This window comes from Providencia sp. PROV202, assembly GCF_028479565.1.
Taxonomy (GTDB): Bacteria; Pseudomonadota; Gammaproteobacteria; order Enterobacterales; family Enterobacteriaceae; genus Providencia; species Providencia zhijiangensis.
The window spans coordinates 18437-31515 of the sequence record NZ_JAMPNV010000021.1 but is presented as its reverse complement, the minus strand read 5'-3'; the positions used below and the strand labels follow the sequence as shown (position 1 = coordinate 31515).

Here is a 13079-nt window from a genome sequence, read left to right as displayed (position 1 = left end):
CTTTTTATGATGGAAGATCTACGCACGAAGGCGAACAGTCCTTTTATTAAAGTGTTGTTAGCTATTATTATCTTGTCATTCGTGCTGACAGGTGTTGCTGGCTATGTGATTGGTGGCTCAAGTAATAATGCTGCTGAAGTCAATGGACAGCCAATAAGCAAGGAACAATTACAGCAAGCTTTCCAGCAAGAGCGCCAGTCATTACAAGAATACTTAGGAGATAAATTCTCTGAAGTTGCAAGTAATGACAACTACATGAAAGAGCTGCGTACCCAAGCTTTGAATAACTTAATCAATAATCAATTGATTAACCAATACGCTAATGAATTACAACTCTCTGCTAGCGACCAACAAATTGAGCAAGCTATTTTTGCTATGCAAGTTTTCCAAACGAATGGGAATTTTGATAGTGAGAAATACCGCGAAATTTTAAAACGTTACAATATTAATGCAGATGATTTTGCGGCACAAATTCGCCAAGATTTAGTTCGCGCGCAATTAGGTAAATCGTTCACCGGAACAGAATTTGCTCTGCCTTCAGAAGTAAAAGCGTATGCAGAATTGTTTATGCAAGAGCGTGAAGTTCGTACAGCAAGCTTGTCGTTAGCTGCGCTAGAAGCTAAACAAACTGTTTCTGAAGATGAATTAAAAGCGTATTACGCAGCAAATCAAAACAGTTTCATTTCTCCTGAACAAGTTCAAGTAAGCTATGTAGAAATGGATGCGGCATCTATGCCAAAAGCATCTGTGACGGCTGAAGAAGTGAAAGCTTACTATGATGAAAATCTGAAGAATTTCACTAAAGCGGAACAAAAGCTATATAGCATGATTCAAGTGGCATCAGAAAAAGATGCGCAAGCTTTAGAAGCCGAGCTGAAAGGCGGTGCTGATTTCGCAACGTTAGCTACTGAAAAATCCACAGATAAATTCAGTGCAGGCAACAAAGGCGTGATTGGCTGGATGGAAGCAACGTCGACACCAAGCGAAATCATCAGTGCGAATTTAACCGAGAAAGGTCAAATTTCTGCACCGATCAAAGTCCAAGATAATTATGTCTTATTCCGTTTGGATGATGTTAAGCCTGAAGCGATTAAGCCTTTTGATGACGTTAAATCAAGTATTGAAACTAGCTTAGTTCAAGATAAAAGCGTCAAACAATTTTACGATTTACAACAGAAAGTGAGTGAAGCTGCGACTAATGATAATGAATCATTAGCATCAGTTGAAAGCATTTCTGGCTTGAAAGTGGCGACTACGGACTGGTTCGATCGTCAAAACCCACCGGCACAACTGAATTTCCCGAAAGTCATTAATGAAGTTTTCAGCGACCGTTTAGTCGATAAAAAAGGCACAACAGGTATCAACTCTGACGTAATCAACGTTGAAGGGGACCGTGCGTTTGTCCTGCGTGTGACTGACTATAAAGCGGAATCAACAGAGCCATTCGAAACAGTAAAAGCGGATATTGAAGCATTAGTTAAGCGTCAGAAAGCATCTGCTCAATTAAAAGCGAATGGTGAGAAATTACTGGCAGAGTTACAAGCGGGCAAAGGTGATGAAGCATTAAAAGCTGCAGACACCCAATTTGGCGCTGTTCAAACAGTTTCATTCCTTGCACCTGCAACGGATGTGACTGGCGTTGCGATGAAAATGACACCGCCAACTGACGGTAAGCCAACTTATGCAATCGCTTATGATCAAAAAGATAATCTGCTAATTGTTCAATTAGATAAAGTGACTTTAGGTCAGCCAACAGCTGATGAACTGACTCAGTTATCTAACGAGTATCGTGGCGCAATGAGCTCAGCGGTGAATGAAGCGTTAATGCTGAATTTACGCGCGAATGCAAAAATTGAAGTGCAAAGCTTAGAATAAGTTATTTGCATGGAATAATTGCGAAGCGCTTCGCAACTAAAATTGTAATCTCTGTAATAGAAGGCCACCCATTGGGTGGCCTTTCGCATTGTATAAACCAAAGAAAAGTGTTTGGAAAAGTTCTCTGGCATTGTGATGTCTCAACACACATAGGAGAACAATGATGAAATGGAATAAAAGCATTAAACAAGGATTAGGGACAGCGTTAATGGTGGCAATGTTATGCCCTTTATCTGTATTTGCAGCAGTCAAGAAAGCAGAAACTGAAAAACCGGTAGCAGCGATAGTACAGCCTCAAAAGAGTGATGAAATAAAAAACGTGGCGAGTTTAGCTTCCCCAGACCAAGTGAACATTAATCAAGCCACTGCAGAAGAATTAGCGAGGAAACTCAATGGAATTGGTAAGCAGAAAGCTCAGGCTATAGTGGAATACCGAGAAAAATACGGCGCTTTTAATACGGTTGAAAACATCCTTGAAGTGCAGGGAATTGGACCTGCATTTTTAGAGAAAAATCGTAATAAACTTGTCCTATAAGCAAAATAGCCCACTTTCAACGTGGGCTATTTTTTAGGAAATAGAAAGTCGTGTTATGAGATTAAAAATAAATTATGGGTAATATTTATGCTATTAAATTTAATTTAAAGCACGAATATGAGAGCTAAGTCTGATTAGTGATATTTTTTCAGCAGCCCTTTCAAATATTTGTTACTTTTATGTTATCAAATAATTCAGCTGGTCGGAGTAGTTATGGCAATACACATAAAAGTGCTCGGTTATCACATTGATGTCTTTCAGCATGTCAATAATGCTCGGTACTTGGAGTTCTATGAAGCGGATAGATGGGATTGGATGGGCAAAGCTAATCTTATCGAATGGGCTATCCAGCATAGAATAGTTATGGCGGCCGTGAATATTAATGTTAACTATTTCCAAGCCGTTGGATTGGGCGATGAGCTAACCGTCATTTCACGAATGGATAAAATCGGAGTGAAGAGTGCTGTTTGTTACCAACAAATTATTCGACATCGTAATGGGGTTGATGAAGTGGTATCCGATGCGTACATCACGTTTGTTTTCATTGATGGTAAAGTTAATAAAGCCATGGTGATCGAGGATGAACTCCGAGAAAAAATTGAGTCACTGAAAAATAAAACAGATGCTTTTATCGAAGTATAGGCAAATTGAAGTATAGAAAAACTAGAAGGATAGCCAACCAGAAAACACTGACTAGGGTTGGCTTCTAGAATTACTTCGTTGCGCTCAATTGTTTGAGTAATGAATCCATAACGGCTTGTTTATTATTAAGATAATAATTCAAGCCTTTGCTGCGTAAATGGCAGGCAGCGCATTCGGAACAGCCATCACCAGGAATACCATTGTAGCAAGTGAGAGTTTGAGTGCGGATAGTCTCCAGATGACCATAATAGTCAGCAAGAGCCCAGGTTTGCGCTTTGTCTAACCACATAAGTGGTGTTTCGAAACGAATGTCTTTTGCTAGGCCTAGACTAACGGCATGATTGAGCGCTTTGACAAACTCGTCACGGCAGTCGGGATAACCTGAAAAGTCAGTTTCACAGACACCAGTGATTACGGCTTCCGCTTTAACTTGGTAGGCATAGATAGCGGCGAGTGTTAGGAATAGAATGTTACGTCCGGGTACAAATGTGCTTGGTAACCCGCTGGCTTCACTCTCTTCATAGTCAGGAACCGGAATATTATCACGGGTTAAGCTACTAACCGCTAGCTCATTAAGCAGAGTGACATCGAGAACTTTATGCGCTTTTGCGCCTAATTGTAAGCTGAGCTTTTGTGCAATATCGATTTCTAAGCGGTGGCGCTGACCATAATCAAAGGTGACACAATGAACCTCATCATAATGTTTGAGTGCCTGAATTAGGCAGGTTGTTGAGTCTTGCCCTCCGCTGAAGACAACAACAGCACGTTTCATGAGTCTCTCCTAAGATTAAATAATGAGGATATTAATTTAGCCCTATGTTAACGAGCCAAGAGGAGAATGAACAGTCTGTTTTTGTACCTTCAACCTCTAACTTAAGCAATTTATGCTATGTTTCGGTTATTTATGCAAAGTTATTCTACAATACTAGCAATTCGTAACAGCTTTATTATTTCATCATGATAGAATTTTGCTGATAATAGGATTCGCTCAGGGGCTAAACATGCTGGATAAAATAGATAAAAAACTACTTTGCTTATTACAAAATGACAGCAGCCTATCATTAAACTCATTAGCCGAAGCCGTCAACTTAACCTCGACACCGTGCTGGAAGCGACTTAAGCGGTTAGAAGACGAAGGATATATTCGAGGACGTGTCACGCTATTAGACGGTGAAAAGCTGGGGTTGGGGCTGACGGTGATTGTCATGATTAAAACCCAACAACATAATAGCGAATGGTATGCGCAATTTGTTTCATTTGTAGAAAAATTACCAGAAGTTTTAGTGTTTTATCGCATGGCCGGTGAGTATGACTATCTGATGCAAGTCGAAGTTCATGATATGAAATCCTATGATCTATTTTATAAGAAACTGGTCAATGGCGTTCATGGCTTAATTGATGTAACCTCCAGTTTTGCAATGGAAAAAATCAAATACACAACCGTGTTGCCCATCCCTGACTAATCAAAAAGTCATCTATTAGCGGAAGAGTGCAAAGTTCGTAATAATAAAGCAAGCAGTCACTAACATCATTCAAGGCAGTAATACGTGCGATTATTTTCACAATTACGTTGGTATTTTATAAGCGAATGGCGTCGCTATGTTGGCGCGATTTGTTTTCTTGTGGTCATTGCTATTCTACAAATGATCCCACCGCGCTTTGTTGGTGTGATAGTGGATGGTATTAGCAAAGGGTCGATGACGAATCAACAGCTTTTGGCATACGTATTATCCATGCTCGGAATTGCTTTAACCGTTTATGGGTTGCGTTACGTTTGGCGTTTATGGCTATTTGGCGCTTCCTACAAATTGGCTGTCCGATTAAGACAACAAATTTATCAGCAGCTTAGCTTACAAAATCAGCCATTTTATTTGAAATATCGCACGGGAGATCTCATCGCGCGTACCACAAATGATGTGGATCGCGTGGTATTTGCTGCAGGTGAAGGCGTCTTAACTCTCGTTGACTCCTTGGTGATGGGATGTGCGGTCCTTATCATGATGAGCATAGAAATAAGTTGGCAGCTCACACTCCTTGCATTGATTCCGATGCCCATTATGGCACTGGTTATTAAGCGTTATGGGGATCAGCTTCATCATCGTTTTAAACATGCACAAGGTGCTTTTTCATCGTTAAATAACCATGCGCAAGAGAGTTTAACCAGTATCCGGATGATCAAAGCATTCGGTCTTGAAAACCATCAATCCAATCAATTTGAGCAAGTTGCCACTGAAGCTGGGCGAAGAAATATGCATGTCGCGAAGATTGATGCTCGTTTCGACCCAACCATTTTTATGGCGATTGGAATGGCAAACTTATTAGCCATCGCGGGTGGAAGCTGGATGGTATTGAATGACACATTAACCCTCGGTGAGCTTACCAGCTTTGTGATGTATTTAGGGTTGATGATCTGGCCGATGCTTGCTCTTGCATGGATGTTTAACATTGTTGAACGAGGAAGTGCAGCGTATAGCCGGATTTTAAGCTTATTAGACGAGCCATTAGTGATTAAGGATGGTAGTCAAAGCTTGCTTGCAGAAAAAGGCGAGTTAAACGTCAATATCAGAACATTTTCGTATCCTGAAACCCCGCGCCATGCTTTGCATGATATCCAGTTCAACGTAAAGCCAGGGGGATTCCTTGGGTTATGTGGGCCAACGGGGTCGGGAAAATCGACATTACTTACTGTATTACAACGCCATTTTGATGTGAATGACGGTGAGATTATTTATCAGAATAAATTACTGACAGATATTCGACTCGATGAGTGGCGGGCAAGGTTATCAATAGTGAATCAATCTCCATTCCTATTTTCTGATTCGGTCGCAAACAACATCGCTCTTGGGCAGCCTAATGCAACAATGGAACAAATAGAAGAAGCGGCTCGAGTGGCTTGTGTGCATGAAGATATTTTACGTCTACCAGAAGGGTATCAAACCCAGGTGGGAGAGCGTGGCGTTATGCTTTCAGGGGGGCAAAAACAGCGGATTTCCATAGCCCGTGCAATTTTACAAAATGCAGAAATTCTTATTTTAGATGATGCGCTATCTGCGGTTGATGGGCAGACAGAGCACACCATTTTGCAGAATTTGAGTCGTTGGAGGCAGGGGAGAACGTTGATCATTAGCGCACATCGACTATCGGCTTTGGTGGATGCTGATAATATTCTTGTATTATGCCATGGTGGCATAGTTGCCAAAGGCACTCATAAAGTACTTTCCCAGCAATCTGGTTGGTACAGCGATATGTATCATTATCAGCAAATCGAAGCTGCTTTGGACGGTGATCTATGAGCCAGAGAAAGCCGCTTTGGCCAGCATTAAAACGCTTATTATCTTACGGTAAACCTTACCGCGGTACCATGGGGGTAGCGATTGCCATGCTATGGTTGGCTGCTGCCGCAGAAGTTAGTGGACCCTTACTGATTAGCTACTTTATTGACAATATGGTGGCGAAAAAACAGATCATTATGCCGCTAACGCTGTATATGGTGATTGGATTTATTGCCTTGCAAATCATTGCTGCACTTCTTCATTACCATCAAAAAATTCTGTTTAATCAAGCTTCAGTTGGCGTGGTGCAAAATCTACGGACCGATGTGATGAATGCGGCTCTGCGCCAGCCATTAAGTGCTTTTGATAAGCAACCCGTGGGGCAGATTATTTCTCGTGTCACCAACGACACTGAGGTGATCAAAGATCTGTTTGTTATGGTTGTACCAACGGTTTTTCGCAGTTTGGCATTAATTTGTGCCATGTTAGTCGCCATGTTTTCTTTAGAGTGGCGAATGGCATCCATTGCGGTACTCATTTTCCCTGCGGTTCTGGTTGTAATGTTGGTTTATCAGCGACTTAGTACGCCAATTGTGCGCCGTGTTAGGACATACCTTGCAGATATTAATAATGGTTTCAATGAAGTCATTAATGGTATGACGGTTATCCAGCAATTTTTACAGCAAGCCAGATTTGGCAAAAAAATGTTGGAAGCAAGTGAAGATCACTATCATTCCCGAATGAAAGCATTGAAGTTAGATGGATTATTGCTCAGGCCATTACTGAGTTTGTTTTCTGCTTGTGTGCTATGTGGGCTATTGTTGCTATTTGGATTTGACGGCACCAGTACTGTCGGTGTCGGGGTTCTGTATGTTTTCATTAATTATTTAGGTCGTTTAAACGAACCGTTAATTGAGCTGACATCTCAGCAATCCATGTTGCAACAAGCGGTTGTATCCGGTGAACGTGTTTTTGAGTTGATGGATAGTCCACAGCAAGGCTATGGCGAAAATGTTGCACCATTACAGGGTGGATCAATTGAGATAAAACACCTCTCTTTTGCTTATCGAGATGATAAAAAAGTCCTCGATGACATTAATTTATCTGTCCCAGAACACCATTTTGTGGCACTCGTTGGGCACACGGGAAGTGGAAAAAGTACCATTGCAAACTTAATCATGGGGTATTACCCATGGCAGGAAGGGGAGATTTTACTGGATGGACGAGATTTAAATTCACTTTCCCATCAAGTATTACGAAATGGTATTGCTATGGTGCAGCAGGACCCAGTAGTACTCGCGGCTTCATTTTTTGATAACGTGGCTCTAGGGCGCGATGTTTCCCAAGAAAAAGTGTGGGAAGTCCTTGAAACTGTACAATTAGCTCAGCATGTCCGTGAATTGCCTGATGGATTGGATTCGTTGTTAGGTGAGCAAGGAAACACGTTATCCGTTGGGCAACGACAGTTATTAGCGATGGCGCGAGTACTCGTCGTAACACCGAAAATTTTGATATTGGATGAAGCGACCGCGAATATAGACTCTGGTACTGAGCAGGCAATTCAAAAGGCGCTACGTGTTATTCGTCGAAACACTACGCTGGTGGTGATAGCTCATCGCTTATCGACGATTGTGGATGCTGACCAAGTTGTTGTTCTTCATCGAGGAATGATCGTTGAGCAAGGAAATCATGCTGAGCTTCTCCAGCAGGAAGGCCGCTATTACCAAATGTATCAATTACAACAAGTGGGCGAGTCGCTGAACTCTCGTGATGAAGCGGCTGCGGAAGCATTATTAGTTTAGTTAGTACTCACTGACTAGTCTGTATGGAATTGATAAGGTTACCAAATAAGAAAAGCCTCACAATTAGGAGTTCCTATCTAGTTGAGGCTTTTCTTGTTTTAAAGTAAGTAATGACTTACTCTTTTCGGGCTGATATACATCGGGAAATTATCGAGGTTTTCTCTTACGAATGACCCCTTCTTGTACCGTAGTTGCCACTAAATCCCCTTGTTGATTATAAATTTGCCCTTTAACAAAGCCACGCCCACCAGAAGCAGAAGGGCTCTCAATAGCATACAGTAACCATTCATCAATACGATAAGGGCGATGGAACCACATTGAGTGGTCAATAGTTGCCACTTGTAAGTCGCGTTCCATAAAGCCGCGACCATGAGGCTGTAATGCAGTGGGAAGGAAATTGTAATCCGATGCGTAGCCTAGCAAGTAGTCATGTAACTCTGGTGTATTGGGAAGCTCTCCTTTCGCTTTAAACCAAATATAGCGAAATGGTTCTTGAGGAGCGCTATCAAATGGGCTGTAGAATTGAATCGGGCGAAACTCGAAAGGATTAGGGCGCAGCGCATATTTTTTGACAGCATCGGGAAGCTGGTCTGCGAAGCGTTGAATGATTTCATCCTGTGAAATCAATTGCTCTGGCGCGGGGACATCGGGCATTAAATTTTGATGGTTAAACCCGTCTTCTTGTTCTTGAAATGAGGCGGTCATAAAGAAGATCGGTTTACCATTTTGAATGGCGCTAATACGGCGTGTACTAAAGCTGCCACCATCACGCAAAATTTCTACATCGTAAACAATCGGTTTTTGGCTGTCTCCTGGGCGCAGAAAATAGCTATGAAATGAGGTTATGATGCGATCTTCGGGTGTGGTTTGTTTCGCTGCATACATGGCTTGCCCAACAACTTGCCCACCAAAAACTTGCGGCAAACCAAGATCTTCGCTTTGCCCCCGAAAAATACCTTCTTCAATTTTTTCGAGTTTAATTAGGCTAATTAAGTTTTGTAATTCTGTGCTCATAGTTACCTTGAAGATGGTTAAAAAATATCAGATGCCGCTATTTTCCCATTAATCCACAGAAATAGGTAGGCAGTTTGTGTACGGATTAATTGACAATCGTTTTTGGTTACAATTTGAAATATAATTTCATTATTTAATTTGTATTAGATATAATTTTCTAAGTTTAGATAAACTCTAATATATCAAGAATAATCATATTGAAATGTCTAATTAAATCAAAATATTACAGGTAATTATAATGACATTCTATCGTTACATGATTAGTTCGTTGATACTTATTTTCTTAGTCGGGTGTGAAGGGAACAACGCCAATCCCCCTGAAAAAAGGATAAAAGGGAAAAGTAATCACGAAAATCAGCAGGTAGATATTGGTACGATCAGCGGAAATATCCTTATTGCTAAAAATAAAGGATTATCTGAAAACGTGGATATTACGGTTACCATGGTAGATAACTCATTTGTTGAGTTGCCAGCGCTGATATTATCTCAAAAGCACTATACTAACTTGAACAATCAAGTGACGCTTCCGTATCAGCTGACATACCACAAAAATGAAATAAGAAATCAAGCTAAAATCACGGTTAGTGCGACGTTACACGTTGATGGAAAATTAGTCTATATTACAGAATCGCCGACCGAAGTGATCAACAATGGCATGGTTGAAAATATTGATTTACTTCTGGTTCCTGCTAACTAGCGGTTGCTTCTTATTAATAAGTATTAATTCCTGCCAATATTTATTGTTCATACTAAACTGTATTAAATAGCCATTCAGATTTTTGTGTAATAAAACAGCACTTGATCGCCGCTTTCTTGCTATTTAACTATCTATCAAGCATAATGCCCGTGCTTTGAAAGAAGCAATCAATGGGGGCTCTGTTGGTTCTCCCGCAACGCTAACTTGTTAACTAGGTCAGGTCCGGAAGGAAGCAGCCATAGCAGGGGTCGTGTGTGCCGGGATGTCGCTGGCAGGGCTCCCACCCAATATTAAGTCCTCTCTTAATCTTCATATTCTCGTTTTCATCAATCACATGTTCAGTAACAACAGCTATTGTCTTTTGGCTATGCTTTCTTGTTATTATCATGCTTGGTTTAATATATTTTAATAATAAGAAATTGATTACTATTCTTAATTGATATTTACAATGGTTAAATTGATATCGAAATAGCTATTATCGCATGAAATGTTAAATTAATTGGGATTAGGGAAAGGTAAAAATAAAAGGGTATAAAGAGGCTGTCAGTATTCGGTGAATACTAACTAAGATAAATAAGGAATTTTCATTGAGCCGATAAAGTATTACCGGCTATAACCATTCACTATCTATGCGCGTAAATAAGTATTTATCTAACAAACTTCCAAACAGATGCTGGGATTTTATCGTAAAGTTTATTCATAGTGAGTTCGGCAAGACGATGATCTGCTGCAGAGTAAAATAACTCTAATTCATCATCAGATAACTCATACTTATTTTTCTCAATGACGCGCTCAAGTGTTTCAATAGTGGTGCATTTTCTTAAACGCATCAGATAATCGGATTTGGTCATAACGCCCTTTCTTTATGTGTCGATAACCTAAAATATACTATGGGATAGTGAAATTAAAGGTAAATGGTGATTCTATGTCTTACTTGTCAGGCATTTTAGATCATCATCGAGCACGGCGACAAGATTTTGATTCATACTTTCCCAGTCAATGATTTCGCTGAAAGTAATTACTGGGCTGCCAAATAAATTATATGTCTCGTCAAGATACTCTTCAACAAGAGAAATAACGAGATTTTCTTTTGGATACTTGATTTTGAATCGCCAGACAAAAGCTGCAATATGCTCAACGAGCTCATTGAGACTGATGCTTTGTGGCGAACTAAGATCATTTACCCAATGGGTATTTGTTTTTTGTAAACTTGATATTGCGTCTCTATTCAAACTGTTACACAGATATTTTAATTCAGCTATATCATGTTTCTTGGGTGAGTATTCATCCATAATCACCTCCATGGGCGAATCTGACTTTTACTTTGCGTATTTTTGTATCAAAAATAATGTCATATCAACTAAATATAAGCATCTGTTTTCAATATAAGCAAACATAGTTAGTATATTGATAAATATAAGATTATCACTAATTGAGAGAGTTTTTAGATTGTCACTAATATAAAAGTAATATTCAAATATAAACTGATTGCTCAGATTGCTTTCGCCACATCAATAATAATAGCACTTTTATTTCATAAGTCACCACCCAATAATGACTTTTTTATGGAGGGAACCGTAAGAGGACTAGGAAAAATCGGGCTAATTATTTTTCTATCACACTCTAATGAAGAATGTAAATGATATTGTGCGGTTTAGACAATTAAGTGTATTTAGACGATATGTTACAACTAAAATTGTGATCGAGATTGATATCGAGATTAAGCCTAATTAAATAGTTTATTTCTAATCATTGAAATTTATTTAATATAAAATCCCCTAAGGTTTAACCTTTATGGGGATTTTTGAAATATTTAATTTAAAGATATAAATTCAATGTAACACCTGGCTTTAAATCTGCCATTTTAACACCTGAGTTCCAATTCATCAGGTCGTTAAGTTTAATTCCATGACGTTTAGCAATGCTGTAATAAGTATCACCTTTTCTGACTTTGTAGGTTCCACCTTTGCGGTTATTGCTGGTCGGTGTCGTACCTGAAATTTTTAATGTTTGTCCTGGAAGGATGTTAGCTTTAGCTGTTTTTAACCCATTTAGCTGTTGGATGTTCTTTGCCGTTGTATTGAATTTTTTAGCAATACTCGCGATAGATTCACCTTTGCGAACTTTATAACTAAAGGTTTTAGCTTGCTTTGAGTTCGCTTTTGCTGTCTGGATATTACTCGCCGTGGCTTTCGCATAACGATTTTGTGCTACCGCGTTACGAATATCATTTAATACGTCTTGATCCGTCAGTGAAACTTTTAACTGCTCAGCTTTTGCAGTTGGCAACATAATATAATGCGGACCATTTGGTGACGTAACGCCTCGGGTATAACCCGAATTATAGGTTTTAATGGATTCTTCCGTTAAACCTGTTAATTCAGCAGCTTGAGTCAATGTGATTTGTTGTCCCACATCAACTTGCGTTAACCCTCTATTCTTATTGCTTTTTGGTAATCTGACTTGATAGCGTTCTGGTTGTCTCAGCACTTGGCTAAGCGCAAGGATCTTCGGAACATATTGTTTGGTTTCTTTAGGTAATTGAAGAGACCAAAAATCTGTTGGTAAGCCAGCAGCTTCATTCTTTTTAATCGCGTTTTGTACGCAACCTTCACCGCAGTTATAAGCAGCAAGTGTGAGCTCCCAATCGTGACCAAACATAATGTTCAGATTTTCAAGGAGATCTAACGCTGCTTTTGTGGATGTCACAACATCGCGTCGCTCATCAACCCACTGCGTCTGTTTTAACCCATATGAACGTGCCGTGATGGGTACGATTTGCCAAAGACCCGCCGCTTGTGCAGGGGATGTGGCTTTAGGGTTATATGAACTTTCAATGACAGGAATTAAGGCTAATTCCATTGGTAAGTTACGATCATTGATTTCATCTACAATTAAGTACATGTAAGGCTCTGCTCTTACTGCCACATCATAGATAAAACTTTGTTTATTGGAGTAACTATTGGCCATTTCCCGAATTGTTGCGTTTTCGGGAATATCCATCTTCAGTTCACCACTAATATAACCCCAAAGGTCATGATCGACTTTGGAAACCTGTCTACTTGCTGCTTGGTTATGGGATGCAACAGTGTCAATTGAGTGGTTGGCTGAAGATTTTGGTTGCTTAACGGTGACTTTGGAAGCGCCTTGACAGCCCGCAAGCAAAACAATGGCGATGAGGGTCGCGATTATCTTCATTAGCTCTGTTTTTCTTTGTTTTTAATGTTTAAAAGTTGACCAGA

Annotated in this window: 12 protein-coding genes and 1 other RNA gene; 8 read left to right on the top strand and 5 right to left on the bottom strand. The window is 40.0% G+C overall.

Going from position 1 to position 13079, the window contains the following annotated elements; all coding sequences use genetic code 11:
• The first annotated feature begins 6 nt into the window (after positions 1-6).
• From ppiD to PR799_RS15770, 3 genes are all read left to right on the top strand, one after another.
• Entirely contained in the window at positions 7-1875 is a 1869-nt protein-coding gene (gene ppiD, locus PR799_RS15780; RefSeq protein ID WP_154628293.1) for a peptidylprolyl isomerase, read from the top strand.
• Between the two features lie 163 nt (positions 1876-2038).
• Complete coding sequence (locus tag PR799_RS15775; protein ID WP_154628365.1) at positions 2039-2410, top strand: ComEA family DNA-binding protein; 372 nt, start codon at positions 2039-2041, stop codon at positions 2408-2410.
• 213 nt (positions 2411-2623) lie between these two features.
• Positions 2624-3052, top strand: coding sequence for an acyl-CoA thioesterase (locus PR799_RS15770; RefSeq protein ID WP_272522712.1), 429 nt, complete (start codon positions 2624-2626; stop codon positions 3050-3052).
• Between the two features lie 70 nt (positions 3053-3122).
• On the opposite strand, the gene queC is transcribed toward PR799_RS15770, so the two are convergent.
• Positions 3123-3824 carry a 7-cyano-7-deazaguanine synthase QueC gene (gene queC, locus PR799_RS15765; protein WP_272522711.1) on the bottom strand — a complete coding sequence of 234 codons (702 nt, stop codon included), beginning with the start codon at positions 3822-3824 and terminating at the stop codon, positions 3123-3125.
• A gap of 229 nt (positions 3825-4053) precedes the next feature.
• On the opposite strand from queC, the gene PR799_RS15760 reads away from it, so the two are divergent.
• The 3 genes from PR799_RS15760 to PR799_RS15750 all read left to right on the top strand — a co-directional run bounded on the left by PR799_RS15760 (position 4054) and on the right by PR799_RS15750 (position 8126).
• A complete protein-coding gene (locus PR799_RS15760) occupies positions 4054-4515 on the top strand; it encodes an Lrp/AsnC family transcriptional regulator (protein ID WP_036953928.1) in 462 nt (153 codons plus the stop codon).
• Positions 4516-4599: 84 nt separating this feature from the next.
• On the top strand, positions 4600-6345 hold the full coding sequence (locus tag PR799_RS15755) for a SmdA family multidrug ABC transporter permease/ATP-binding protein (RefSeq protein ID WP_272522710.1): 1746 nt from the start codon (positions 4600-4602) through the stop codon (positions 6343-6345).
• Positions 6342-8126 carry a SmdB family multidrug efflux ABC transporter permease/ATP-binding protein gene (locus PR799_RS15750; protein ID WP_272522708.1) on the top strand — a complete coding sequence of 595 codons (1785 nt, stop codon included), beginning with the start codon at positions 6342-6344 and terminating at the stop codon, positions 8124-8126. Before PR799_RS15755 ends, PR799_RS15750 begins: the two co-directional genes overlap by 4 nt.
• Before the next feature lie 147 nt (positions 8127-8273).
• Here PR799_RS15750 and tesB read toward each other — a convergent pair whose 3' ends face one another.
• On the bottom strand, positions 8274-9140 hold the full coding sequence (gene tesB, locus PR799_RS15745; protein ID WP_154628289.1) for an acyl-CoA thioesterase II: 867 nt from the start codon (positions 9138-9140) through the stop codon (positions 8274-8276).
• Between the two features lie 238 nt (positions 9141-9378).
• Between tesB and PR799_RS15740 the strand changes: the two genes are divergently transcribed.
• Both PR799_RS15740 and ffs read left to right on the top strand, forming a co-directional pair.
• Positions 9379-9837, top strand: coding sequence for a YbaY family lipoprotein (locus PR799_RS15740; protein WP_272522706.1), 459 nt, complete (start codon positions 9379-9381; stop codon positions 9835-9837).
• 180 nt (positions 9838-10017) lie between these two features.
• Positions 10018-10114: signal recognition particle sRNA small type (ffs, locus tag PR799_RS15735), an RNA gene on the top strand.
• A 370-nt stretch (positions 10115-10484) separates the two neighbouring features.
• Here ffs and PR799_RS15730 read toward each other — a convergent pair.
• From PR799_RS15730 to mltD, 3 genes are all read right to left on the bottom strand, one after another.
• Positions 10485-10688 carry an HHA domain-containing protein gene (locus PR799_RS15730; protein ID WP_004905417.1) on the bottom strand — a complete coding sequence of 68 codons (204 nt, stop codon included), beginning with the start codon at positions 10686-10688 and terminating at the stop codon, positions 10485-10487.
• Between the two features lie 72 nt (positions 10689-10760).
• Complete coding sequence (gene tomB, locus PR799_RS15725) at positions 10761-11129, bottom strand: Hha toxicity modulator TomB (RefSeq protein WP_154602723.1); 369 nt, start codon at positions 11127-11129, stop codon at positions 10761-10763.
• Between the two features lie 526 nt (positions 11130-11655).
• A complete protein-coding gene (mltD, locus tag PR799_RS15720) occupies positions 11656-13035 on the bottom strand; it encodes a murein transglycosylase D (RefSeq protein WP_154628287.1) in 1380 nt (459 codons plus the stop codon).
• Positions 13036-13079: the final 44 nt, after the last annotated feature.